The 25,479-nt window shown below is 38.8% G+C and carries 26 protein-coding genes; 8 read left to right on the plus strand and 18 right to left on the minus strand.

The annotated features are described in order from the left end of the window. Window positions 1–33: 33 nt before the first annotated feature. The 6 genes from nuoF to JM64_RS08450 all read right to left on the minus strand — a co-directional run bounded on the left by nuoF (window position 34) and on the right by JM64_RS08450 (window position 4,452). Entirely contained in the window at window positions 34–1,863 is a 1,830-nt protein-coding gene (nuoF, locus tag JM64_RS08425; RefSeq protein ID WP_064012240.1) for an NADH-quinone oxidoreductase subunit NuoF, read from the minus strand. Window positions 1,864–1,915: 52 nt separating this feature from the next. Further along, entirely contained in the window at window positions 1,916–2,221 is a 306-nt protein-coding gene (locus JM64_RS08430; protein WP_014451660.1) for a (2Fe-2S) ferredoxin domain-containing protein, read from the minus strand. Window positions 2,222–2,237: 16 nt separating this feature from the next. After that, window positions 2,238–2,615 carry a (2Fe-2S) ferredoxin domain-containing protein gene (locus JM64_RS08435; RefSeq protein WP_064012241.1) on the minus strand — a complete coding sequence of 126 codons (378 nt, stop codon included), beginning with the start codon at window positions 2,613–2,615 and terminating at the stop codon, window positions 2,238–2,240. Further along, the gene (locus tag JM64_RS08440; RefSeq protein WP_014451662.1) at window positions 2,612–3,106 is read right to left on the minus strand and encodes an NADH-quinone oxidoreductase subunit NuoE family protein; all 495 of its coding nucleotides are present in this window, start codon (window positions 3,104–3,106) and stop codon (window positions 2,612–2,614) included. Before JM64_RS08440 ends, JM64_RS08435 begins: the two co-directional genes overlap by 4 nt. Before the next feature lie 195 nt (window positions 3,107–3,301). Next, complete coding sequence (locus JM64_RS08445; protein ID WP_064012242.1) at window positions 3,302–4,153, minus strand: DMT family transporter; 852 nt, start codon at window positions 4,151–4,153, stop codon at window positions 3,302–3,304. A 32-nt stretch (window positions 4,154–4,185) separates the two neighbouring features. Beyond that, window positions 4,186–4,452, minus strand: coding sequence for a cupin domain-containing protein (locus tag JM64_RS08450; RefSeq protein WP_064012243.1), 267 nt, complete (start codon window positions 4,450–4,452; stop codon window positions 4,186–4,188). Window positions 4,453–4,697: 245 nt separating this feature from the next. Here JM64_RS08450 and JM64_RS08455 point away from each other — a divergent pair, with 245 nt between their 5' ends. Next, window positions 4,698–5,342, plus strand: coding sequence for a pyroglutamyl-peptidase I (locus JM64_RS08455; RefSeq protein ID WP_064012244.1), 645 nt, complete (start codon window positions 4,698–4,700; stop codon window positions 5,340–5,342). A gap of 11 nt (window positions 5,343–5,353) precedes the next feature. On the opposite strand, the gene JM64_RS08460 is transcribed toward JM64_RS08455, so the two are convergent. Then, entirely contained in the window at window positions 5,354–6,712 is a 1,359-nt protein-coding gene (locus JM64_RS08460) for a PP2C family protein-serine/threonine phosphatase (RefSeq protein WP_064012245.1), read from the minus strand. Window positions 6,713–6,834: 122 nt separating this feature from the next. Here JM64_RS08460 and aglA point away from each other — a divergent pair, with 122 nt between their 5' ends. Next, on the plus strand, window positions 6,835–8,244 hold the full coding sequence (gene aglA / locus JM64_RS08465; protein WP_064012246.1) for an alpha-glucosidase AglA: 1,410 nt from the start codon (window positions 6,835–6,837) through the stop codon (window positions 8,242–8,244). A 47-nt stretch (window positions 8,245–8,291) separates the two neighbouring features. Here the strand turns inward: aglA and JM64_RS08470 are convergent, their stop codons facing one another. Genes JM64_RS08470 through JM64_RS08480 form a run of 3 tightly spaced genes read right to left on the minus strand, consistent with a single transcriptional unit; the run spans window position 8,292 to window position 11,591 of the window. Continuing rightward, window positions 8,292–9,824: an AAA family ATPase gene (locus JM64_RS08470; RefSeq protein ID WP_064012247.1), complete on the minus strand. Its 1,533-nt coding sequence runs from the start codon at window positions 9,822–9,824 to the stop codon at window positions 8,292–8,294. Window positions 9,825–9,868: 44 nt separating this feature from the next. Then, on the minus strand, window positions 9,869–10,276 hold the full coding sequence (locus tag JM64_RS08475) for a cytidine deaminase (protein ID WP_064012248.1): 408 nt from the start codon (window positions 10,274–10,276) through the stop codon (window positions 9,869–9,871). Continuing rightward, the gene (locus JM64_RS08480) at window positions 10,266–11,591 is read right to left on the minus strand and encodes a hemolysin family protein (protein WP_064012249.1); all 1,326 of its coding nucleotides are present in this window, start codon (window positions 11,589–11,591) and stop codon (window positions 10,266–10,268) included. The genes JM64_RS08475 and JM64_RS08480 overlap by 11 nt, the downstream gene beginning before the upstream one ends. Before the next feature lie 127 nt (window positions 11,592–11,718). On the opposite strand from JM64_RS08480, the gene JM64_RS08485 reads away from it, so the two are divergent. Beyond that, entirely contained in the window at window positions 11,719–13,353 is a 1,635-nt protein-coding gene (locus tag JM64_RS08485; protein WP_231882361.1) for a sensor domain-containing diguanylate cyclase, read from the plus strand. 10 nt (window positions 13,354–13,363) lie between these two features. On the opposite strand, the gene JM64_RS08490 is transcribed toward JM64_RS08485, so the two are convergent. The 7 genes from JM64_RS08490 to JM64_RS08520 form a co-directional block, all read right to left on the minus strand. Continuing rightward, the gene (locus JM64_RS08490) at window positions 13,364–14,440 is read right to left on the minus strand and encodes an iron-containing alcohol dehydrogenase family protein (protein WP_064012250.1); all 1,077 of its coding nucleotides are present in this window, start codon (window positions 14,438–14,440) and stop codon (window positions 13,364–13,366) included. Between the two features lie 128 nt (window positions 14,441–14,568). Beyond that, on the minus strand, window positions 14,569–16,026 hold the full coding sequence (locus JM64_RS08495) for an S-layer homology domain-containing protein (protein WP_064012251.1): 1,458 nt from the start codon (window positions 16,024–16,026) through the stop codon (window positions 14,569–14,571). Window positions 16,027–16,095: 69 nt separating this feature from the next. Continuing rightward, entirely contained in the window at window positions 16,096–17,109 is a 1,014-nt protein-coding gene (locus JM64_RS08500) for a protein-glutamate methylesterase/protein-glutamine glutaminase (protein ID WP_064012613.1), read from the minus strand. 5 nt (window positions 17,110–17,114) lie between these two features. Next, a complete protein-coding gene (locus tag JM64_RS08505) occupies window positions 17,115–17,630 on the minus strand; it encodes a diacylglycerol kinase family protein (RefSeq protein WP_231882363.1) in 516 nt (171 codons plus the stop codon). Beyond that, window positions 17,554–18,150: a 2-oxoacid:acceptor oxidoreductase family protein gene (locus JM64_RS08510; protein WP_064012253.1), complete on the minus strand. Its 597-nt coding sequence runs from the start codon at window positions 18,148–18,150 to the stop codon at window positions 17,554–17,556. The genes JM64_RS08505 and JM64_RS08510 overlap by 77 nt, the downstream gene beginning before the upstream one ends. 2 nt (window positions 18,151–18,152) lie before the next feature. Continuing rightward, on the minus strand, window positions 18,153–18,977 hold the full coding sequence (locus JM64_RS08515; protein ID WP_064012254.1) for a 2-oxoacid:ferredoxin oxidoreductase subunit beta: 825 nt from the start codon (window positions 18,975–18,977) through the stop codon (window positions 18,153–18,155). After that, on the minus strand, window positions 18,964–19,470 hold the full coding sequence (locus JM64_RS08520; RefSeq protein ID WP_064012255.1) for a deoxycytidylate deaminase: 507 nt from the start codon (window positions 19,468–19,470) through the stop codon (window positions 18,964–18,966). The genes JM64_RS08515 and JM64_RS08520 overlap by 14 nt, the downstream gene beginning before the upstream one ends. A 124-nt stretch (window positions 19,471–19,594) precedes the next feature. Between JM64_RS08520 and JM64_RS08525 the strand changes: the two genes are divergently transcribed. From JM64_RS08525 to ndk, 4 genes are read left to right on the plus strand one after another with little or no spacing between them, the layout of a single operon-like run. Then, window positions 19,595–20,053, plus strand: a complete 459-nt coding sequence (locus JM64_RS08525; protein WP_064012256.1) for a methylated-DNA--[protein]-cysteine S-methyltransferase — start codon at window positions 19,595–19,597, stop codon at window positions 20,051–20,053. Next, window positions 20,050–22,107 (plus strand): transglycosylase domain-containing protein, encoded by a 2,058-nt coding sequence (locus JM64_RS08530; protein WP_064012257.1) that lies wholly within the window; start codon window positions 20,050–20,052, stop codon window positions 22,105–22,107. Before JM64_RS08525 ends, JM64_RS08530 begins: the two co-directional genes overlap by 4 nt. A gap of 21 nt (window positions 22,108–22,128) precedes the next feature. Beyond that, window positions 22,129–22,662, plus strand: a complete 534-nt coding sequence (locus tag JM64_RS08535; RefSeq protein ID WP_064012258.1) for a hypothetical protein — start codon at window positions 22,129–22,131, stop codon at window positions 22,660–22,662. Then, a complete protein-coding gene (gene ndk, locus JM64_RS08540) occupies window positions 22,644–23,087 on the plus strand; it encodes a nucleoside-diphosphate kinase (RefSeq protein WP_064012259.1) in 444 nt (147 codons plus the stop codon). Before JM64_RS08535 ends, ndk begins: the two co-directional genes overlap by 19 nt. A 67-nt stretch (window positions 23,088–23,154) precedes the next feature. On the opposite strand, the gene JM64_RS08545 is transcribed toward ndk, so the two are convergent. Next, window positions 23,155–24,768, minus strand: coding sequence for a Na+/H+ antiporter NhaC family protein (locus JM64_RS08545; protein ID WP_064012260.1), 1,614 nt, complete (start codon window positions 24,766–24,768; stop codon window positions 23,155–23,157). A 226-nt stretch (window positions 24,769–24,994) separates the two neighbouring features. Here JM64_RS08545 and JM64_RS08550 point away from each other — a divergent pair, with 226 nt between their 5' ends. Further along, window positions 24,995–25,474, plus strand: coding sequence for a ferritin-like domain-containing protein (locus JM64_RS08550; protein WP_064012261.1), 480 nt, complete (start codon window positions 24,995–24,997; stop codon window positions 25,472–25,474). Window positions 25,475–25,479 lie beyond the last annotated feature (5 nt).

A 25,479-nucleotide genomic window follows, 5' to 3' on the forward strand; every position in this document is an offset into this window, starting at 1 on the left:
GCCTCCCTCATAACGGGGGCTCACCTTTCATTGTTACTTCGTAACGCTTCCCACTATTGCTGGCGTTACTTTGCTTATAGCTCCGAATCTACAAACTTCGATACAGCTACCGCACCTCACGCATGCTTCTTGGTCGATTTCGTGAACCTTTCTTACTTCACCGTGTATTGCATTTACTGGACATACTCTTGCACACGCGGTACAACCTACACACTTCTCTGAATCTATCACGTAGCTTATGAAAGCTTTACATTTCTTAGCCAGGCATTTCCCTTCTTTCACATGTGCTTCGTATTCGTGCCTGTAGTATTTGAGTGTCGACAAAACTGGATTTGGTGCAGTTTGACCAAGACCACACAAGGATGAGTCTTTTATCACCTGAGCTAATTGCTCGAGCTTTTCTATATCCTCCATCGTTCCTTCGCCTTTTGTGATTCTGTCGAGTATATCGTACATGACCTTTGTTCCTTCACGACACGGTGTACATTTACCACAAGACTCATCAACTGTGAATTCCAAGAAGAATTTTGCAACATCTACCATACAATCGTCTTCGTCAAGCACAATCATACCACCAGAACCCATTATGGCTCCGAGTTTACCAAGCGATTCATAGTCCACAGGAGTATCAAAGAACTCGGCCGGGATAACTCCACCACTTGGTCCACCCGTTTGGACAGCCTTTATCTGCTTTCCTTGTGGATGACCTCCTCCAATATCGTAAAGTAGCTCCCTTAGTGTGATTCCCATTGGTACTTCGACAAGACCTGTGTTTTTAATCTTACCCGCAAGTGCAAATACCTTCGTTCCAGGTGACTTTTCAGTTCCGTATTGTCTGAACCATGAAGCTCCTTTGAGAATTATTGGTGGAACAAGCGCAAGTGTTTCAACATTGTTTATGACCGTAGGCTTGCCCCAAAGACCTTTTTGAACAGGGAACGGAGGCTTGACTCTTGGCTGACCGCGTTTTCCTTCAATCGAGTGCATCAAAGCCGTTTCTTCACCACACACAAATGCTCCTGCACCAATTCTTATTTCGATATCGAACGAAAAACCAGTTCCGAAGATGTTTTCTCCAAGGAAGCCATACTCGTGTGCCATTTCTATTGCTCTTTGAAGTCGTTCAATTGCAAGTGGGTATTCCGCTCGCACATAGACAAACCCTTTTTGCGCACCTATCGCATATCCAGCAATAGTCATTGCCTCAACTATTGAATGTGGGTCACCTTCGAGGATAGACCTATCCATGAAAGCTCCTGGGTCACCCTCGTCAGCGTTACAAATCATGTATTTAACATCTGATTTCTGCTGTCTTGCTAATTCCCATTTTAAACCTGTTGGGAATCCCGCTCCACCTCTACCTCTCAAACCGCTGTCCTTAATTTCTTTTATAACTTCCTCTGGTGTCATCTGTGTGAGTGCCTTGTGCAGTGCAAAATAACCATCTCGTGCAATGTATTCTTCAATACTCAGTGGGTCAATGACCCCAACGTTTCTCAGAGCTATTTTGACTTGCTTGGCGAAGAACGGGATTTCTGTTGATGTTTTTTCCTGTATTGTAAGTTTTTCTTTTTCTCCTTCAAACAGATATTCGGGAACAACACGACCTTTTAATATGTGCTCCTCTACTATTTTCTCTGCCGCCTTCGGTGTGAGTTTTTGATAATAGACTCCATCTGGGTAAATAACTGCAAGTGGACCCAAACTACATGCACCCATACAACCGGTCTCAACAATCGAAACTACGGAGTCAAGCCCATATTCTTTTAACTTTCTCTCAAAAGCCTGTTTTACACTCTCTTCGCCAGCGGATATACAGCCACCACCAGCACAGATTAGTATTGTATTAGTCTTAAGCGCCACGCCTTTCGCCTCCCCAAACTAAGAAAGTAATCTCAGTAAGTTCGTAATACTTTTACTTATCCGTTTCCACTTTCACTAAATTATTTTCGAACGTCTTTGTATCTTTTATCAGTCCCAGATGGTATTTGAGGATATCTTTAACTACGTCGGTGTTCATCATCCCATAATAGTATTTCTTTTCACCGTCAGTAACCATCACGGATGGTCTGTATTTGCATGTTCCCAAGCATTCGGCTTCCACAATCTTAACCTCTTCTTGAAATCCCATCTGTTTTGCCAGTCTTAAAAACTCATCGCGTATGTTCAAACCTCCATTTTCTTTGCAGCAGCCTACTACACAAACGTGAATTTCTACCATTTGCAACCACCTTTTTTTAAACTTCGCCTCTTTTAACAACCAAGTCTGAAACGACTTTTCCTTCAAGTACGTGTGACTGAATTATTCTCTTTGCATTTTCTGGAGTCACATTCCCGTAGACTATTGGTTCTTGACCTTCGAGGGCAACTTCTATAGTTGGCTCAACTTCACACAATCCCATACAACCTGATTGTACAACCGCAATGTCGTCTATTTTCATTTCGTTTAGATACTCAACAATCGCTTTCAACGTATCCTTTGCACCTGCTGCAATTCCGCATGTGCCCATCGCGACAACAATCTTTCCTCTTTTTCCTGATTCTCTCATCTTGATATTTTGAAGTGCCTGTTCTTTAATTTTCATTAATTCTTCCAAGCTCTTTACTTTACTCATTGCGACCCACCCCTCCTGTACGCAGCAATGATTTTACTAACCATGTCGGGAGTTACTTTTCCATAGAAATCTTTTTCACCAATCAAAACAACCGGTGCCATACTACAAGCTCCGAGACATCTCACTGGATGGACAGAGAACAAACCATCCTCAGTTACTTCTTCCGCCTTCACACCAAGTTCCTCTAAGAACCTTTCCATAACCCTGTCGCCGCCCTTAACATAGCAAGCGGTTCCAAGGCAGACCTTTATTTGATATCTACCCTTTGGCTTGGTGGAGAAGAAATTGTAAAACGTCACGACACCATAAACTTCAGATACTGGGACGTTCAACTTCTCCGCTATGTGCTCCTGAACTTCCTGTGGTAACCACCCAAAAAGTTCTTGTGCTTTGTGAAGAACACCTATAAGCATACCAGGTTTGTCTTTAACCTTTTCAATGTAAGCGTCCAGTTCTTCGTAAAGTTCTTTATGTTGCTCACATACGGCCACACACATCCCTCCTTCACACTTCGTGATTATTATAACATGATAATGCGCAAAGTTCACCGTTCTAAATGAGTATCTAATTGGCATCTTTTGGGAATTTCTTTCTTTTTCTGCACGTTATTCGTCTTTTTCTATCACTTATTCTTTTTTTCACAAGGCTCTTAAAATTAAAAACCATCTTTGTTTTACTTCTCTTACTCAAAGAGCTAGTGAAATAAGCACGATTAACATTCCCAAGATTTTGAAAATACTTAACGTTTCCCCAAGCAAAATTAGTGCAAAAACAGTTGCAACTACAGGTTTTAGGAAGAATATCCTGCTAGATTGTGTTGCACCAAGTGTCTCCATGGCTTTGAAATACGTAAGATAAGCAACTCCAGTAACCACTAAACCCAAATAGATAACAATTATCCAACCAACGAAGTCGACTTGAGTCGGAATAGCAAATTTTCTGAAAGCCACGAGTAAGGCTATGTATACAAAACTTGAACAAAGTGATGAATAAGCAGTTACAAGTAATGGACCGTATTTTTTTGTATATTTTCTCATTAAAACAGTGTAAAGTCCAAAAGTTAGTGCGGCAAGAATACCAAAGAATATACCAAGCCATGAATCACCTTTGATTTTTCCCAAGCTAAAAATAAATATACCAATAAAACCAAGTCCAATACCAATATATTTCTTCAGTGGATACTTTTCTTGCAGGACAAAAGATGCAAATAAGGAAACAAAAATAGGGTTACTTGCAACAAGAGTTGCAGCAGTTGAGGCATTTGAGTATTTCACCGCTAACTGTAGCGAGGTCATAGAAATAATACTGTTAAGTGCACCTATAATTGTGATTGGAATCACATCTTTAACCTCCGGATCTTGCTTAACGAAGAGTATCAAAAAAAGTCCGCCAATTAAAAAGCGAAAGGAGGTCATGAAAAATGGGTCTACCTTGTCCATCAAAGGTTTGGATACAACTTCTATACTTGAAAAAGCAAGCAATGTGATTAACAAAAACACGTAAGCCAAAACTTTACGTTTTTTCTGTTCGTTATTCATAGAACCATATCCTACCTTTGTAAATTTCTTTACTATCCCATCTTATAATGTTTAAAAATCTTTTTCTTCACGTGCCAGGTGCAAGATACACCACTTTCAAAACGCACCATATCCCCTGCTCCAAATTTTACCTTTGTTCCATCATCAAGCTCAACTTCAACTTCACCTTCAACCACGTAAAACTGTTCAGGCTCATCGTAATACCAGTCAAAAGTGCTTTCTTCTTTGCTCCACGTATTCCATGATTTTGCTTCTTTAATTTCATCATCTGTTGGTTTCCAAATCCTGACTTTTCCCATGGTAATCCCCCTCTTCAACTGGATTTTTTAACCAAATACCTCAAATTTATTCTACACCAACTGCCCGCTTATGTTAATCAAGAATTTGTTAATATTTGAGAAAATAATCACAACGTCTCGCAATGTCTCACAACATCTCAAACTTGTCTTGTTTTCTCTGATGTTTGACAACTGAGAAAAGAAAGGTAGAATTTTGTTGAACTGGCTTTTTTAAAACAAAACAACTTACTGGGAGGGGATGAAGTATGGACTCTGAAAACAGGAAAGTAACTGTTCTTCTCACCGGCTTTGAACCTTTTGGAGGTGAAAAAGTCAATCCGAGTATGCAAATTGTAAAAAGACTATCAAAAAAGCACTTTCAAAATATACATATTGAAACATTGATACTGCCTGTCAGTTACGAGAAAAGTACGAAAGTGCTTGAAGAGTATTACAAGAATCATTATGTAGACTTTGTACTGCATTTGGGGCAAGCCGGTGGAACTTCTGCGATAAGAATTGAAAGAGTTGCGATAAATTTACTCGACTCAAGACATCCCGACAATGACGGACAGATAAAGAGAGAAACTCCCATCTTAGAGAACGGTCCTGACGGATATATGACACGTATCAATGTAAGGGAAATCGCTAATTTTCTAAATGCAAAAAAAATACCAGCTTTTGTTTCTTACACAGCGGGTCAGTATATTTGCAATGAGGTCTATTACTACTCACTCCACTATTCTAGAACTTTTGGTATACCAAAATACGTGCTATTTATACACCTTCCTTTTTTACCTGAGCAAGTAGCAATTAAAGAGGGCAAGAAGGAAAATTTACCTTCTATGTCGCTTGAATTACAGACGAGGGCTATCAGATTACTATTGGAAAACTTGGAGCGTTTCATCTGATTTTGCAGGCTTTACTTGAATATTTTCACACATTCAACATCATCAAAGCTCATCGTTATACTCATGGGAAGTTTTCTCAAAATTCGTCCAATTTCAACATTTTTGGTCACTACTGACCAGTATCTCTCGTGGTCATTAATCAAGAGAGTATAGTTATCTCCACTTGCACTCAGAACAATTTCGTTCACTAATTCTTTCATCTTTTGGTCTAAAAGTATTGTCTCGTACTTCGAGTTCTCTGAATAGTAATTTAGCCCCAATGTACGTCCAAAAGCAACAAATGAATAGTCATCAGGCAAATCTGAATATCGCTTTTTGAGAGCACTGGCCACTGCAAACGGCAAAGCTTCAGGCATTATCCCAGAAATCTCTTTGTTTAGAAAGTCAAGTAATAGCCGCATAGAGTCCTCCGAAGACCTTGTTCGCTCGAATATGGAATACAAACCGTCTGAGTACGCAATAAATGTGAGACCATTTTGTAGTTCAAATTTCCCGCAGTCCTCACTAGTATATGTGTAATCCAAAAGTCCAATAGGAAAAACCGATTTCAACGTCATTTGAGTGAATGTTTCCCCATCGTAAGTTATCAAAGAAGGATGGCCACAATTAATATACTCAACTTCGTTACCAGTTATTTTTAGGAAAAGTCCAGTAACATAGTTATACCCTGAGACTGTTTTCATACTTTCTTGAAGCTCGTTAACTATATCCGATATTCGCAGATTTCTCTGCGCAGCTGAACGTATAACGGACTTCACTGCAGAACACAAGAGAGCTGATTGAATACCATGTCCCGATATGTCTGCAGTGTAAAGGTAAACATCTTCATTAACGGTGAAGTAATCATAAATGTCGCCACCCACTATTTGTGAGGGCATGTATTTCGATGTTATCCAAATTCCATTACAAGCCTGAACTGGTTCTGGCAGCATCAATGTTTGAAGTAAACTGGCAAGATTGAGGCTGTCTCGAAGTTCCTTGTATAAATTTTCTATTTTCTCCCTGTTCTTTTTGAGTTCGATGTGTAAGGCTATTTTCGATATAAGTTCCACATCGATAATTGGTAACTCGATATAGTCCGAGATACCTATTTGGTATAATTCCAACAATGTGACGTAATTCTTCTCTTCAATTATCACAATAACGGGCAAGTCCTTTATTTCACCAGTTGTCTTAATATACCTAACGACATCTTGTGCATTTCTAAGTAACCGATAATAAACAAGAATAAGTTGAGCACCTGCTTTTTTCAAAATTGTGCTAACATCTGAGACAATCCTCACATCATAACCAACAAACTGCAGCAACTCCGCTGTTTCTTGTACAACATCGGGACTGTCTGTTAGGATTACTACACTATCACTTGGCATCCCAGCCACTCCCTATATTCCATAATGATTTTTTGGCACTCTTTCCCGGTTTTTATTATACAATATCCTTTGAAAGAATTGATACTTCAATCTTTCAAATTACAAAAGAGGGGGCATTTCCTATGAGCAACACAGGGCTAAGAGTGAGTATTATAGGCGCAGGGAGTGCGGTGTTTTCAATGAAAATTATATCGGATTTTTGTAAGGTTCCCAGTCTTTCAGACTCTCACATCGTGCTCATGGATATCGACAAAACACGAGTCGAAAATGTTCGGGTACTTGCAAAAGAACTGAGTCAATACTTCGGGGCAAAACTTACATTTGAGATTGCCGATACCATCAAAGGTGCTGTTGAGGGTTCCGACTTTGTTATAAACACAGCTATGGCCGGAGGACATGGTTATCTGGACCTTGTTAGGTCTATTGGTGAAAAACATGGTTATTATCGCGGAATAGATGCCCAGAACTACAATTTTGTTTCCGATTATCTCAACCTCACGAATTGGAATCAAATGACTTTGTTTTTGAAGATAGCTAGAACAATTGAAAAATATGCTCCAAAAGCTTGGTATCTCCAGGCTGCTAACCCTGTCTTGGAAGGTACAACTCTTGTCTCTACACAAACTGGAATAAAAATGGTCGGATTTTGTCATGGGCACTATGGAGTAGAGGCTCTCGCAAAGTTCTTAGGGGTTTCGGAATACGAATGGCAAGTCGGTGGAGTAAACCATGGAATTTGGTTGACAAAGTTCACAACAAAAGAAGGTAAAAACCTTTACGAAGAAATCGAAAAAGTATCTCAGCGCATTAAATATGAGGAATTTAAACCTTCCAATCCTTTTGATGACCAGCTTTCACCGGTTGCTTGGGAAATGTATAAAACTTATGGTTTGTTCCCAGTAGGGGATACTGTTAGAAATTCAACATGGAAATACCACAGAAATCTTGAAACGAAAATAAAGTGGTATGGAGCTCCATGGGGTGGGGCTGATTCGGAAATAGGGTGGAAATGGTATGTGGACCAGTTATCGCAAGTTGTTAATGTAATAGATATGTTTGCAAAAATGTTACTTAGTGGAGTAAAAATAAATCAGCTAAAAACTGGAACTCCTATCGACGATTATCTAAAAGAGATACTAAGTGAAAAGTTGAGCGGTGAGCAACACGTACCATTTATAAAAAGTGTTGTCACTAAAACACCAGGAAGATTTGTTGTAAACGTTTTAAACAACGGCAAAATTAAGAACCTTGATAACGACGTGGCAGTAGAAATCTGCGCTAAGGTATGCGGTGAGAAGTTTGAGTTTGAAGAGAATCACATTCCAGAACGAATTGTGAACTGGTATTTAAAACCAAGAATATTACTTGCAAAACAAGCTTTAGATGCGTTCTTAAGCAAAGATGTTAAACTAATAGCTGATATTTTAGAGAGGGATCCAAGAACAAAAAACAGTGAGCAAGTGGAGAAACTGATATCCGAACTTTACCCGATAGTAATCAAAAAGGCAAAGGAAATAGAAGAACAAGAGTAACTAACTTGCGAGCAAGTATTGAAAAAGGCTGGGAAAAAATCCCAGCCTTATTTTTCTTTAGCATTACTTAAATCTCCAATAATTTCTATAACCTCTTTTCCACCCAGCATTCTCTCAATTTCTTCCATTCGCCCCTTTTCATCTAATTCTACCACCTGACCTGTATCCCCCATCCTGCGTAAAGACAAATGCTTGCTTGCTTTCAAAGCAATCTGAGGCAAGTGGGTTACAACTATCACTTGATGTTTTTTCGAAAGTTCACTCAGTTTCTGAGCTAATTTTACAGCAGTTACCCCACCTATTCCAGCATCAATTTCGTCGTATACCAGCACATCGGTACTGGCCATACTGAGTTCCAACGCAAGCATCAAACGTGATAATTCACCACCAGAAGCTATCTTTCGCAATGGATATAGCGGGCCATCGGAGAGCGTACTTCCAACAAGTTCAACCTCGTCTATTCCGTTTCTTAACATTGTTTTTTCATAGAAGGAAAAATCTATCCTTGCATTCATATTCAAATCTTTCAAATGTTCGGAAATCGCTTTTATAATTTTTCTCGCAGCATCTTTTCTTTTTTCACTTATCTGAAGTGCTAAGTCACGCAGTTCGTTTTCCAATCGCTGACGTTCTTTTTCCGCGTTTTCTAAGATTTCAACTGTCTTTTCAATAATCCTTATTTCCTCGGACCACTTTTTCAAGTTTGTCAGCACATCTTCCGTTGTTGGACCATATTTCCTACGCAATTTCTTATAAACCCACAACCTGTTTTCAACTTCTTCAAGATTTATATCCTCTATCTTAGCCAATTCTTTGCCAATTCTATTGTTAAGCTCTGCTATCGATTCCATAGCATTGTCCAGTAAATCGTGATATTTATCCTCTATCAGTGAATAAACTCTCCTAATGGCGTATTCTATCTCTTCCAGTTGTTGGGAAGCAATGCTATAGTTTTGGACAAGCGTTTGCATGTTAAGTGCCCTTTTGTATTTTTCTTCGAGTTCTTGCTCTTCGTCTTCACTTAGATTCGCGTTCACTATTTCGTCAACTCTTTCCTTTAGTTCTTCAAGTTTTTTCGACTCTGTAGCTTTGTCCGTGGTAGCGATAATTCTAACAACCTGTTGGTATTCATCGTAAAGCTTTTGGTAGTTCTCAAGTATTTTTGAGTTTCCAGCTACTTCATCCAGTATCTCAAGGATAAAATCTCTGTCTAACAACTTCATATGTGAGTTTTGCTTATGGATAGTTATGAGACTTGAGAGGATGTTTTGGACTTGTTCACGGTTAACCAATCGACCGTCTATTTTGTAAAATAATCTCTTGTTTTTTCGCTCAACACTGAACACGTGTTGACCTTTTTTAATCCCAAGCTCATTGAAGTCTATACGAAGGTTCACAACCATATCTGCCGAGAAGGTCTCACTACGGATGTTCTGATAGTCCAAAAACGAACCAATCACGTCGAGAATTAAGCTTTTCCCAGTTCCTGTTTCGCCAGTTATTACGTTGAGGCCTTCTGAGAGATATATATCCACATTCTTTAAATAAACATATTCATTGATGTGTATTAATTCAATCAAGAGCGACTCACCTCAGCAAGATTCAGACGAATGTCCAAAGAGTTTTACTTGTGTTCATCTTTGTCTTTCAAATCTTCTTTGTCAAATGCATATGGTAACAACTCGCCAACAGTGGTTTCCAGTATCTCACCTTTCAGATTAGTCAGTATGACCTTAAAATCCCCGAATTCAGCCATGACCTGCCTACACGCTCCACATGGAGCAACCGGTTTTTCCGTATCCGCTATCACAACCAAAGTGTCAAATTCCCTTTCACCGTTTGCTACGGCAGAAAAAATTGCGGTTCTTTCCGCACAGTTTGTTAAACCATATGATGCATTCTCAACGTTCGCACCTATATAGACTTTCCCGCTCTTTGTAAGCAAAGCAGCACCAACATGAAATTGAGAATATGGAGCATAAGCGTTTTCCATAGCCTCTTTGGCTTTCTGGATAAGTTCTTCAGTCCTCATTGTCCTCGTCCTCCTTGTTCTCATCCTTAGCTGTATCTTTTTCTTGCTTGATACTTACCAAGACCTTTTCTATCTTATTTCTTGAAGCGGCAACAACTTTAAATGCGATTCTACCATCCTCGTAGGTTTCTCCTACCTTGGGAATGTGTTTAAACTTTTCAAGAAGATACCCTGCCAATGTGTCAAATTCCCCTTCCGGAAATTCTATCCTGAGTTCCCTCTCAATATCGTTGAGTGAAAGCGTAGCGTCAACCAAGTAGGAATTATCATCGATTTTCTTGATTCCGATATTTTCTCCTTCGTCGTATTCGTCCATTATCTCCCCAAAGATTTCTTCAAGTATGTCTTCCATAGTGACGATACCAGCTGTTCCACCGTATTCGTCCACAACAATAGCCATATGAACTTTCTTGGCCTTGAATTCTTTTAGCAATTCAGATACAGGCATAAACTCAGGCACAAAGAGAGGAGGTCTCATCAGTTCCTTGACTAGAACTTTGTCCACAACATCCATCCCTCTTTCAGCAATGAAACTGAGCACATCTTTTGCGTAACAAATTCCAACAATATTATCTATTGTTTCGCGATAAACGGGTATCCTTGAGTATTCTTCTTCCACAATGATTTCCATTGCCTCTCTCAATGTCTGAGTTTCCTCAATAGCTACTATATCTATCCTTGGAATCATTATCTCCTTGACCAACGTCTCGTCCATTTCGATTGTTCGCTCTATCATTAATCCCTCTTCGTGGGTGATGGACCCTTCCTCACGTCCCATCTCCAGATAAGAGGCTATATCATCAATTGTTATAAATGGTGTTTCTTGAACCACATTTCCACCCAAAAGTTTAACTATTGCATTGGCAATTGCAATAAACATAGTAATTACTGGCGACAACATCTTTGAGATAAAAATTATGATTTTAATACTTCTTTCGAATATTCTCTCGCTATTTTGTCTTGCCAAAATCTTTGGAGTAATCTCTCCGAATATGAGCAAAAGGAAGGTCATCACAAATGTGGAAAGTATCGCTGAAAGCGATTCTGATTTAATCACTTGCGAAAACATTACTGCAGCCAATGAAGAAGCCAAAATGTTCACTAAGTTGTTCGATACCAACAATGCGGTGAGTAGTTTGTTAAAAAAGTGCATCTCACTTTCTTCTTCTTGCTCTTCTTTACTTTTAGCAAGAAGTTTCAGCCTGTGACGGCTAACAGATGTCAGTGCTGTTTCTGATGCCGAGAAAAATCCCGATAGCATAATCAACAGAACTATGAAAAGCGTATACCATAAATAACTCAGTGGGTCTTCCACGAAAAGTTCACCTCCAATGATTTTTTAAAAAAGAGTGCACTGATTTATATTATACCATAAAGACAATCCAGGGTAACGTTGAAAACCTTAATAGTATGATATAATTAGACTGTGTGGTAAAATTAAATTGGGTACTATCATATATTCAACTAAAAGTATTCAACTAAAAGAGGTGGGGTATATCCAAAGTAACGGACCTGTTTTAGATTTTGAAACCCTCAAAGTTGCACTTCAAAAGTCAAAGATATTCTTACTTGTCTTCAATGCCCATGGAGAAATTTTAAAAGCCTCCGATAATGTTCCTGTTTGCCTAAAAACTGCATCAAGCGTTTTTCATATCTTTCCGGACTTTTCTAACATACTCAAAAGTGTTAACGAAAGTGGTTTTTCACAGGATATTATAACTTTACGCAAACCAAAAGCTGAAAAAATAAAACTTTTAACGTTTAAATCCGAAGAATATTATTGGACCTTAGGTGAAGTAATTACAGAACAGCTACTTATTGATGAGGTTATAACTCAAAAGTTAGAAACGTTAACAATGTACCTTGAGTTTGCTCCTGTTTTCTTCGTTGTTTTAAATGAGAAGGGAGAAATTGCATACGTTAACAATTGGACTCTTGAAAAAACAGGCTACAGTTTGGTAGAAGTTCTTGGAAAGAATTGGTTTGATATATTTATTCCAGAGGATATAAAGAGTATAGTTAAGCAAGTTTTTGACGATATCATGAATGGACGTGTTGAACTCCGTAAAACATTTGAAAACGATATCATAGCAAAAGATGGAAAGACAATTACGGTGCTTTGGGAAAATAAGCTACTCATCAAAGATGGTAAACCCTTCGGAACAATAAGTGTAGGAGTTGATGTCACAGAACAAAAAATCAGAAACTTCGAAGAGGATATACTACTTTCCGTTCTCAGCGCTACTTCAGAAACTAACTATCATGATGCCATAAGTAAATTGACAAAGACATTAGAAGAAGAGCGCAATATAAGAAGAGCGATTGGAAGAATCAAAACGCATGAGGAAACAAAATCTCTGGAGCTTCTGGATAAAATCGAAGCTAATGAGGCAGTCTCATACAAGAGCCTTAATTACGAACGTAGATTGGACGAAAAAATCATAAGCTTAGAAATCTCTTACCAGTCATTGCCCAAATATGCTACAGAAAGATGCTTAGAAAATATTGCAACGGTTATCCTGAACTTTATAGACCGTGTTTATTATATCCAGAAGCTGGAAGAAGCCTCCTTTAGGGATCCTTTGACCAAGCTTTTTAATCGAAGGTATTTTCTGATGATGTTACAAGCTGAAATTAGGCGAATAAAACGATACGGTGGCGACTCGTGTATCGTAATGATCGATTTAGATGGACTAAAACAAATCAACGACACACTAGGCCATGACAAAGGTGACCTTGCGATAACTACGTTAGCCCAGGTCGTGTTGGAAAATACACGAAATACTGACGTGTGTGTGAGATTTGGTGGCGATGAATTTGCAATCCTGCTTCCGAATACCCCTCTAGAATACGCCCGTTCGATTATCCAAAGAATAATTGACAAGCTTGATGCTCTTGATATGAAAGAATTTCGAATATCAATAAGTGCCGGTATTACCAAAATCTTGCCAAGCGATGACGCCGAAGGTATAAGTGTGCTTAAAAGAGCAGATGAATTACTTTATAAAGCGAAAAAGAGTGGTAAGCACACCATTTGTGTCGACATTCCTGAAACGCAGATTACTTGCGACAGATGAAACTTGTGTTTCAGCAAAAGCGCTCTCTAACCTCTTTGTACGCCTCAACAATGGTTTCTAAGTCGTATTTTCCTGGTGTAACACTAAGGTGTGAAGCATTTATTGCAGTTGATGCCCAAGAGTATATATCATCATCGGTGATTAAAGTATCGAGTCTTACGTTCAAAAGACGGTAAAATTCATACATCGAACCGTCGAACATATCGATGATAATGTTTGCTTTTTGACAACCATGTTTTTTTGCGATTTTCAACTCATAAGGCAAAAAAATTGCTGTAGCAAGTCCATGTTTTACACCTTTGTCCGTTGTTAGAGAATAACCCAGCGCATGTGCAATCGTCGTTCCTGTTTGAGCAATGACCATCCCTGCCAATGTCGATGCAAACATCATTCGTTCTCTGTAGAATTCATTAGTTAAATCACTCATCAACCTTGGAAGATATTCTTTGATTATCTTTACGCTCTCAATTGCAAGCATGTCGCTGAATGGTGTAGCTTTTGTTGACAAAAATCCTTCAATTGCATGAGATAGTGCATCAAGAGCTGTAGAGAGTGTCAATGATTCATTTAACGTAAGTGTGTATTTATAATCAATAAATGAAATTTTTGGAAAGACGCATTCGTGTGAAAAACCACGTTTTCTACCATTTACAGTCAACACAGAGTACTGAGTAACCTCACTACCAGTTCCTGCCGTGGTAGGAATACATATTATCGGTTTTGCACTTTGGTACTTACTTTTGTTATACAGATCTTCCGGTTTCAAGTGTTTGTTTTCAATAAGCACTGCCACAGCTTTTGCAGTGTCCATTGGGCTTCCGCCACCAAGTCCGATAACTATATCGACGTCTTCGAATCTTTCTGATATCTCCTCTACAACCTCCATAGGAGGATTTTCAGGAGTTTCATCGTATATATAAACATGCTTTCTCTCAAGCACGTCTAAAACGTCGTCAAGACTACCATTTTTTCTCGAACTTTTTCCAGTAATAATGAGAAATGTCTCACCGAGTGATTGGAAAAGTTCTCTATTCCTAAGAACAATATCTTTCCCGTACAGCACTTTTGTTGGCATGAAAAAACCCATTAGACTACCTCCCTTTCATCTCCATTTTTCAACTGTTTTCAATCTTCCAGAGGAATCACAAGAAAAAGCTGGTCCGAAAGGACCAGCAATTGAGTAAACTTTAAAACATATCGATTAGGCTGATATCATCACTGCCCCTGAACAGCAAACCAGAGGGCTATACCACCTAGTACTACACCAACAATACTCAGGATCAAAGATATGTTACCCATTTGATTTGTTTCAAGCGATGCCAACTTTGCCTTTAAGTTATCATTTTCGCTCTTTAGTTGTGCAAGTTCATCTTTCAAATTCTTAACATTCTGTGAACTCTGCAGTTTTAATGCTTCAACATCACTCTTAACTCCTTTAACTTCTGATTTAAGGCTTTCAACATCCTGTGAACTCTGTTTTAATGCTTCAACATCACTCGAAAGCGTTGAAATGTTGTTCTTAACTCCTGTAACTTCTGATTTAAGGCCTTCGACTTTGCTTTCAACTGTTGAAATTTGGCTTTTTACACTTTTTACATCAGAGTCAATTTGCTTTAAATTGATAATCTCAACTTTTAAGTCGTTCATTTCAACCTTCAGATTTGCAACTTCGTCTTGTAAAGAAGAGTCCATTTTTTTAAGTCCGACTATCTCATTGTTAAGAGCATCAACAGTGCTTTTAAATTTGCTAATATCAGACTTCATGCTATTTACGTCTGCAAGAATGCCTGACTGAAGTTTTGAGATTTCGGAAACAGACTGTTTGATAGAATCAATCTCTGAATTTTTCCTCTCTAAATTTGAAATTCTTGTTTCAATGGTTGATAGCGTTGTCAACTGTGAACGAATAGAGTTTACAGAATCCTGTAAATCTTTGACGTTCTTCTCAACTCCGGAAATTCTTGAGGCAAGAGTTGTGACACTCTCCGTAGTTGCAAGCGATGATACCCTTTGGTTTAAAGAAGTTACTGTCTGTTCAAGAGTGGTCAACCTCTTCTTTAGGTTTTCTACATCGCTTCTCACATCATCAATGTTTTTCGACAACTCGTTAAGATTCTGTCCCGTAGGCGTTGTTGAAACTAAACCTCTCATCTCAGTTACTTTAACTGTTAAAGCATCATACATTGCTTTGAGATCATCTAAATCCCTTTTTAGGTAATTTAACTGCTTAGAAGAATCCTGTACATTCAATGACAAAGAATTAACCTGAGCAAGCAAATTATCGATTCGTGTGTTGATATTTTTATCAGCTGTTGCAAGTTCAAGTATTTTATTTGAAATGTCCTTAAGTTGTGCATCGATGTTCGCTGGAAGTGTAACTTGTTGCGATTGCTGAGGTGATGTTGTTGATGTAGGTATCTTCCTTTCAACAGCGGAAATTCTATCGTTTAATATATTCAACATTCTATAGAGTGCAACAGCAAGTTGATACCTAGTTAAAGGTTGATTCCCTTGGAAAGTTCCATCCGGCATACCGCTTAGTATACCGAGCTTAGTTAATTGTTCAACGGCTTCGTAAGCCCAATGGTTTGCCGGTACATCCTTAAACGTTGCTGCGTAAAGGCTACTGAATAATGCAATAGCAATAAAACAAACTAAAAACGCTCTTTTCATGTTTAAATACCCTCCTTTTTTATTTTAGTTTTCTACGCTCTCTGATACCATTATATAACAGCTTCTGCCTTAGACAAGTTCCACAAGTTTTTCCGGAATCTTATCAGCGGGAAGTACGTAATCGGCGTAACCTTCTTCTATAACTGACTTGGGCATACCAAAAACTACGCAGGTTTCTTGGCTCTCGGCTATGACAACACCTTTGAAAAATTTAACTTTAAAGGCTCCCTTTGTACCATCCTTTCCCATTCCGGTAAGAATAACAGCTATAGTATTTTCTTTGTAGATTTCTGCAACTTTATCGAGAGTGTAATCAACGGCAGGTCTTACGTTGTTAATTTTCTCTGTGTTTTTATCAAGATAGATAATTCCTTTTTTGTCCTGATATTTGATACCCATATGATAATCTCCTGGAGCTACGTAAACCCAGCCAGGTTTAAGAACGTCACCTTCTTCTGCTTCTTTGACAGACAGGTTGGAAATTCTATCTAATCTCTGCGCTAGGGACTTCGTAAATCCTGGAGGCATATGCTGAACCAGCAAAATAGGCGCAGGAAAATCCTTCGGAAGAGGCGGGATTACGAGATCCAAAGACCTTGGTCCCCCTGTTGAAGAACCTATAACAACTACTTTTCCTGATACTATAGATTTCACACGAAGATTAGCCAATGGCTTTCTCTTCATAAGGATTTGCGAAATATTTATTTTCATAGCATCCCGAATTTTTTGTACAAGTTCCGGACCCATTTTTCTGAAATCCATGGATACGCTACCGGAAGGCTTGGTTACGAAATCAACAGCACCTAGTTCAAGTGCTAAGAGTGTTATTTCTGCACCTTCTTCTGTCAAGCTACTTACCATTATAATCCGCGTAGGTGCTCTCTTCATTATCTCCTTTAGTGCCTCGATACCATTCAACTTTGGCATTTCAACGTCCATCGTAATTACATCTGGTTTGAGCTTTATCGCAAGTTCAACTGCCTCCATTCCATCCCTTGCCACACCAACAACTTGCATATCGATTTCTTTGTCGATTATATCCTTTAGAATCATTCTCATAAAAGGTGAATCATCAACAATCATTACTTTTATTTTTTCTTTTTCCAACTTCTCACCACCTTGATACTGAGTAATGGGAACGTAACTGTTGATATTATAGCAAAAATCTTTGCAATTTCCAAACTCCAATCAAATAAAATGCCTCCAAAGACCATTATTCCCACTGTTACGGAGAAAAGTGTTGCCCACAACACAACACCCGCACTAACATCTTTAACTATTTTTATTACAGGGTGGTACTCCTTACTATACAAATTCATCAGATGTTCGATAATAGTATTTACAAGCTCTGACCAGATGACAAAAAAAACAGCGAATATAATCCATAATGTGTCTTCCCTTTTCACTGGGAGGAAAAACGTCGCAGCAATGACCAATAACCCTATTGCAAAATGTATCCTTAAGTTTCTCTCTGATATTATTGATTCAACAATACCCTCTATTGCATGTTCGAAAGATTCTTTCAGATTATTCGAACCCAATTGTTCTTTTTCTTTTTCTTTCAATGCGTGGTTTGTATATTTTGTCTGTAAGCGACGCTCCAAATTTGATCGCCTCCACGTTTAGTTCGTAATATTTCGGGTTAACCTCCTCTTTTACTCCTTCAAACAATGTATCAAAATCAACTAAAGCCGTGCTTTTCACCAAAGCTCCTAGCAATATCATGTTTGAAACCATTACGTTGCCAAATTTTTCAATCGCTAATTTGCTTGCTGGAATATCAATTATTCTTTTTGTGACCCTTTTGAATTCATTCGGAATGTCCTTTATATAAGTGCTATCATAAACAATTATACCATTAGTTGCAACAAATTTAGCCTGGTTAACCATGGACGGATGCATTATTATCAAAGAGTCAAATACTACAGCCTTTGGATAAAGTATTGGCTCGTTTGATACCAGAACATCGCAGTAACTCGGTCCACCACGAACTTGTTCACTGTAATTCTGTGTCTGAACGACATACTTCTCCGCCAAGACAAATGCTCTTGATAAAACATAACCAGCAAGTAAGTTACCTTGTCCACCAATCCCGGCAATCCTTATAGAAAAAGGCCTGGTCATTGTCATTCCCCCTTGTTTTGATTAGCGTAAGTAAGTCTATATCTTGTATAGAAATCAGGCTTAGATTCGTCATTTCTAAAGACTCCAATAACAATTTTGTCTTTTAGCTCTTCTTCAGACATTTGGTCAGCTTTCTCTTTCATGACAGTATTATTCTTGAAGAAATCCATCATCTGCCAAGGCTCTCTTAATCCATTGTATCTTCCGTAATACGTATGACAATTCGTGAGAACCTCCACAACAGAGATACCCTTGTGAAGGAGCGCTTCTTTTATGTATTTTACACTGAGCTGATAATGATATACAGTTGACCTTGCAACATACGTAGCACCAGCAGAAAGAGCAAGTTTTACAACGTCGAATTGTTCCTCGACATTACCGAATGGCATTGTTCCAGCGATTTTTCCAGCAGGAGTTGTAGGTGAGTGTTGACCACCTGTCATTCCATAAATCATGTTATTGTATATTATGACTGTTAGATTTATGTTTCTTCTACACGCATGAATGAAATGATTGCCACCAATAGCTGTAATGTCTCCATCTCCACCCATCACAACAACCTTGAAATCCGGTCTTGCGAGTGCTACTCCTGTTGCAAAAGCTATAGCTCTACCATGCAGCGTGTGCATCGTGTTAAAATCAAGATAACCTGTCGATCTTGATGAACAACCTATTCCAGAAACAACGGCTGTCTGATCAGGGTCCAAACCGGTCTGGTCATAAGCTTCCAAAAAGCTTTTGAGTATTATTCCGTTCCCGCAACCTGGACACCATACCGTGGGCCATCTATCTTCCCTTATGTACTTGAGCAGCTTATCTACCTTCACTCTCTCCACCTCCACACACTTCTATTCCACACGTTTTGAAAAAGAAATCGGTCAAAGGATCTGGGTAGCCTTCAATGTACACTACTCTCTTAATGCCAGCATTGATTATAAGGCGTGCGCAAACCGAACATGGCTTGTGAGTCACATAAATTGCGGCACCCGCTGTCGAAATCCCAAATTTTGCGGCTTGCATAAGTGCGTTCTGCTCAGCGTGTAAACCGTAGCAGATTTCTTGATTCCTGCCTGATGGGATATCCAAATCATCCCTGATGCAACCTATCTGATCGCAATGTGGAAACCCAGAAGGTGGTTGATTGTAACCGGTTGCTAGGATTCGTTTGTCCTTTACTATTAGAGCACCAACTTTTCTGTGAATACAAGTGGACCTTTCTGCAATTAACCTGGCTAATCTTTTGAAATAGTCGTCCCAGCTCTCTCTTTCATCTTTTGACTCTTTTATGGTAACATTTTTAAGGTATGACTCCAAATCCATAACTTCACCTCTTTTGTCTATCAGACCAAACATTTAAGATTAGTGACTAATTTTATTTTAAACCAATTAGTAAATAATATCAACTGATAGCAAAATTTACGAACTAGAGCAAGGGGGCGTAAATGTGGAAAAGTTCGAAATTTCAGTTGTTAGAGCAGAAATTGGTAGTATTTTAATATTTACAAGAAACAACATATGTGAACAAATTCAACTGATTGAAGAGGTTTTACCGGAATATGGGGACAACATATTCACAAGACAGATTAAGGAGTATCTTAGTGGTGAAAGGAAGGTTCTTGACTTCCCAGTTAAGTATTCAACTGGAGTTGTCTTTGAAAAGATTTGGTCATATTTGAAAGAAAATGTGACTTATGGTAAAATCATAACATACGGTGAACTGGCTAAAATATGTGGTACAAATGCAAGAGTTGTCGGATATGCTATGGCATCAAACCCACTACCTTTGTATATCCCGTGTCATAGAGTTGTTGCCAAAAATTCTATTGGTGGGTTTACAGCGAGAAATGGTAAATCTATGATTAAGTGGAAAGAATATCTTTTGAAGCTGGAGGGATCACTTTGAAGAAATTCTTGTTCACATTATTTTTAACATTTTTCTTTTTGTCCCTGTTTACACCTCTTGTGATCTACAACAGATATACTGCAAATCTCTCAGCGCCACAGAACAAAATTCCAACAAGCCTGGTTGTTGAATATTCTGACGGGACACCATTGTACAGTCCAAAGACTGTTTGGGTTGATTTTGATGATATTCCAGTACTCGTTAAGGACAGTGTGATAGTATCTGAAGATAAGAGGTTTTACACTCACAGTGGTGTCGACCTTATAGGAGTAGCTAGGGCTCTTTTTACGATAATCACCACCGATGAAATTCAAGGTGGAAGCACCATTACTCAACAGTTAGCAAGAACTTTGTATCTCTCACAGGAGAGGACTTGGAAACGCAAGATAAAAGAGGCAATTATTGCACTTTGGTTGGAACAAAATTACTCAAAAAACGAGATTTTGGAAATGTATATTAACTCCGTGTATTTAGGGAATGGAGTGTACGGTTTCCCAGCGGCTGCGAAATTTTACTTTAACAAAACTCTCGAACAACTAACACCTCTTGAAATTGCAATGCTCACAGCAACTCTTAGATCCCCGGAGAAGGCTAATCCGTTGAAAGAGCTAAATAAGGATTTCACAAAAAACGTTCTGAGAAAGATGAAAGAAGCTGGAGTATTAACTGAACTTGAATATTCCCGTGCACTAGAAGAACTTAGAAACATAACTATAAAAAGTACAAATGATTTTGCACGCTCATTTGACCAGGACCTTTTCTGGATAGTTATTACAGAACTCAAAGAGCTTGGATTCGAAATTGGAGACCTAAGGAATGGCTTCAGAGTTAGGACCACAATTGATAAAAAGTTGCAAGAGCTTTTAGTTTCTAACATCACAAAAGACCAATGGGCAGGATTGATAGTTGAGCACACAACTGGAAAAATAAGGGCGGCGTATGGACTCGGCATAATTAACGGGCGTCGACAGCTTGGTTCGGCTATAAAACCGTTCTACTATTACCTTGCATTTATGGCAGGATACAATCTTGATGACATTCTTTTAGACAAGCCAATCAAAATTGGTCGATGGGAGCCTGAAAACTTTGATAAGAAATTCAGAGGACAGGTTACTATTGAATATGCGCTCGCACATTCTTTGAACATACCATCCATCGATTTGTTTTTGAAACTTGGACAAGGAAATGTTACGAATTTTCTAAAAAACACATTAATGATATCAGGTTTTTATCCTAACGACGCTACCTTGGCACTCGGAACTTTAGAAACATCAGTTGCCGATGTTGCGCAAGGTTATTCAGCGATATTCACTGGTGGTTTAGTCATCAAACCACGCATTGTTGAGTACGTCAAGGATAAGAATGGGTACGTATACTATTCTTACACCCCTGCTTTAGTAAACGTTGTTAAACCTCCTAAGGGCTTTGATAAAAGGACACCACTCGAAGCTTCTATTCTGACACTCAGAGCTATGGAAAAAGTAGTTACCGAAGGAACTTCTCGGTCTGCACAAATGCCTGGAAGAAAAATATACGGAAAATCAGGTTCCGCAGAAAACTATGCATGGTTTGTTGGAGGTGATGGGAAATACCTGTTTATACTGGCGAGGGATAACGTAAAGGAAGTCAGTGGTCTTGTTGTAACCCCAAAGTGGAGAGAGATAGCTGTTAAAACTGAAATAGGATACACTCCTATTTCTTTACCTATTAACAGTAAGATTCAAAGATTCAACGTTATGGGAGATTCCGAAACCCTTGCGGAACCTAAAACTGTTACAGGTGAGGTTTCAGAAAATGCTACAGTTAATCAACAAGAAGTAGCAACATCAACTGTTTTTCAGGAAACAAATCAGGACAATCTGGTAAAAATGTCTCGGGAAGAAATCATTTCCCGGGTGAAAACATCATCAATTACAGCAAACGAGCTTGTTGAAGTTTTGAAATCGTACAGTCCAGATGAAAGAAGAGCCATCCTTTCTGAAGTAAATTCGTTGTCCCAAGAACTTGCCGCAGAAGTCTATCAAAAACTTTTGGATCAAGGTATAGAGTTTTAAATACACCGGAGGTGTTAGGAAATGAAATTTTTCTACAACCTGGAGAGAAAGGATAACTTCGAATACATAGTCTTAAGGGTCGAAGAGAATAATTTGTCAGGAACAGGGGCAATACTACCAATTAGGAAAAACGGTGAAAACTACAAAATTTTCATGGGTGTAATTGAAGAATATAGAAGCATTGTTGAAAAACTACACTGCGAAGATGTCTTTGTCATTACCGGTATACTCGAAGAACATTTTCCAAACCATCCTAAGGTTAAATTCGCCATCCAAGCAGCGGTACTTGAACTGTTCTCCAAAAAATACAAACTTGATATCAACAAACTCTTAGGAGGGCTGAAGTCAACCAAAAATGAGTTGTGTGGTGAACGACTTTTCCCTGAGTACTTGGGCGATGTCTTTCATGCAAAATACTATCCAGAAACCAAAAAAGAAACGAATACGACTTTTGTCCTAACAAAATATCCAAATAACGAGATGGATACTATCCTCAGTGCGCTTTCCTCAAATTATGAGTATCTGGAGGTGATTTCTTGGAGAGAACTTTTATAATACTCAAACCAAACGCAGTTAGAAGAGGGCTTATCGGAGAAATATTGAAGCGATTTGAACAAAGAGGAATAAAAATCGTTGGTCTCAAGTTTCTTTGGATGACACAGGAACAGTGTGAAAAACTGTATGAGCCCCACAAAGGTAAACCGTTTTACGAAGAGCTTGTAAATTTCATGATGAGTGGTCCCGTTGTAGCAGTAGTCGTTGAAGCACCAAGGGTAATAGAAATGGTAAGACACATAGTTGGAGCAACTGACCCACTCAAAGCCGAGGCAGGAACAATAAGGGGAGAGTTTGCATTAACGGTCACTAAGAACCTCATTCACGCAAGTGATTCCGTAGAAAACGCCGAAAGAGAAATGTCAATATTCTTCTCGCCAGAGGATTTGATTGAGTATAAACTTGATATACAAGACGATATTTGATAAAAAGACATTTGAAAAATTGAAAACCTGGGGGGCACCCCAGGTTTTATTTCATTTATTCTCCCCATCACTCTTGAGCAGGTTTGCTAACGCGTATCGTAACTTCATAAGCTACGAAAAACGTCACAAGAGCCGAAACAAAACCAGCTATTGGATTATCAAATATACCGGCAATTAAATAACCCACAGCAGAGACTACCATAACAAAAATAGCGTAAGGAAGCTGTGTAGCAACGTGCTCAAGATGCGGACAACCCGCTCCTGTTGAAGATAAAATCGTAGTATCTGATATAGGTGAACAATGGTCTCCGAAAATGGCACCACCAATCGAGGCGCCAACTGTAACAAGTGCGCTGTTCAAAAGGTTAGCACCTATTTTCTCAGCAAGTGCAATAGCTATTGGCATAGCAACAGGAATCATTATCGCAAACGTTCCCCAGCTTGTCCCTGTAGCGAAAGAAATAGCGGCTGCGACTATAAACACAACAGTCGGTAAAGCCCACAACGGAAAACCACCGCTTGTGACCAGATGAGCAAGATACTTCGAAAGTCCCAGTCCACCATCTTCCGGGGAACTTTTAATAACCGTTCCTATCGTCCAAGCAAGGGTCAATATGACAAGCGCTGGAACCATCGATTTTATACCACTGACAATAGCTTCCCCGACTTTTTGGACTGTAAGTAATCCTCTTACCATAAAGTATATCGATGCAAAAACTAATGTAAACAACGAGGCGTAAAATAGGGCTTTGGATGCATCTGTGTTATTAAACGCCTCTTTGAGCGTCATAGATTTCACAGCTTCTGAAAATGTATGTATGTTTTCTCCATCTATTGCACCAAGGTATGTAGTAACCGGGAAGAAAATCACCGCAAGTCCAACAAGAACAAGTATTGGCAAAATCATATCGATTGCTCTAGCACGTTCCTTGACAACTATACCTTCTTTAACTTCACCTGTTGGTTGACCAAATTCCTCGTTGTAAAGTCCCAAACCTTTGAGCGCTCGGTCTTCACTTTTTGCCATTGGTCCGAAGTCCTTTCTGAGTATGGTTTGAAGAACCATAAGTATTGCCAGTATCGCGTATAGATTTATAGGTATGAGTAGGATAAAGAATGTGAATTCACTGACACCAAGCTTTGAAAATCCATCTGAACCTTTGATGATACTCATTATAGTAACCACCCAACTTGAAATAGGTGCCAAGACGCTTACCGGAGCAGCTGTTGAATCCAGTATATATGCGAGTTTTGCCCTTGAAATCCTTTGTTCATCAGTAACAGGTCTCATAACAGTTCCTATTGTTAAGGAATTAAAATAATCATCAATGAATATGAAGATACCAAAAAGCCATGTTATTATGAGCGTCCCCTTTCTACTCTTAACCTTCGAAGCCATCCATTTTCCAAAGGCATTTGCGGCACCTGTTGCCTGCATCAGACCAACAAAAGCGCCAAGGAGCGCACAGAACAATATGATTCTTATGTTCCACCCATCGTTAAGTGAATTAGCAATACCGTCCGTAGCATCAATTAAAGCAGTAACAGGGTTCCAACCGTTTACAATAAGATATCCTGCAAACACTCCTGCAAAGAGAGAAAAGATAACCTCTTTAGTCAAAAGTGCCAACGTTACGGTAATAACTGGTGGTAACAAGCTCAGCCAACCATAATGTTCCATCTTTTCCCCTCCTTCCAGTGTAATGTGAAATAAATAGCATATATAGTTGTTTTGCTAGATTATACCACTTTTCAGTTACAAAACAAAGCAGGGATTACAATTTTCTGTAAATATCTATCAACTTTGCTATTTACTGAGTTTGTAATTACCACATATCTGTGGTATAATTATCTTAGTAATGTACTTGGTTTATTCACATGGTTTAAGAAATTTTGGAGGTGTGAACATGACAGGGAAAGAACTTTTCAATATCGCTATCAAGGTGGAATCGACGGGTTACACTTACTACTCCAAATTATCCGAAAAAGCTACCGGACAACTCAAAGAATTCTTCAAAGAACTTGCAGAGCAAGAAAGAGAACATGCAAGAAGATTCGAGGAACTAATGAAGAAGTATCAAGAAGACCCATCATTGGCAACATGGCAAAATGAAGAAGTGAGCGGCTATGCAGAAACTTATGCAAAAGCTTTTATCTTCCCGGAGATTGAAAACGAAACAGTCCCGGAAACTATTTTTGGGGCTTTGAGAAAAGCTATAGAGGTTGAAAAAGATTCGATAATTTACTATAACGAAATCAAGCAAATAGTTCCAGACCCAAAACCTGTTGAAGAAATCATCAACGAGGAAAAAGAACACCTTAGAAAGTTGTCCGAAAAACTTCAAAGCGAGGATTTATCAACGTACAGTGAAGGAAGCATGATTTAACAACA

Source organism: Fervidobacterium pennivorans, from assembly GCF_001644665.1.
GTDB lineage: Bacteria > Thermotogota > Thermotogae > Thermotogales > Fervidobacteriaceae > Fervidobacterium > Fervidobacterium ngatamarikiense.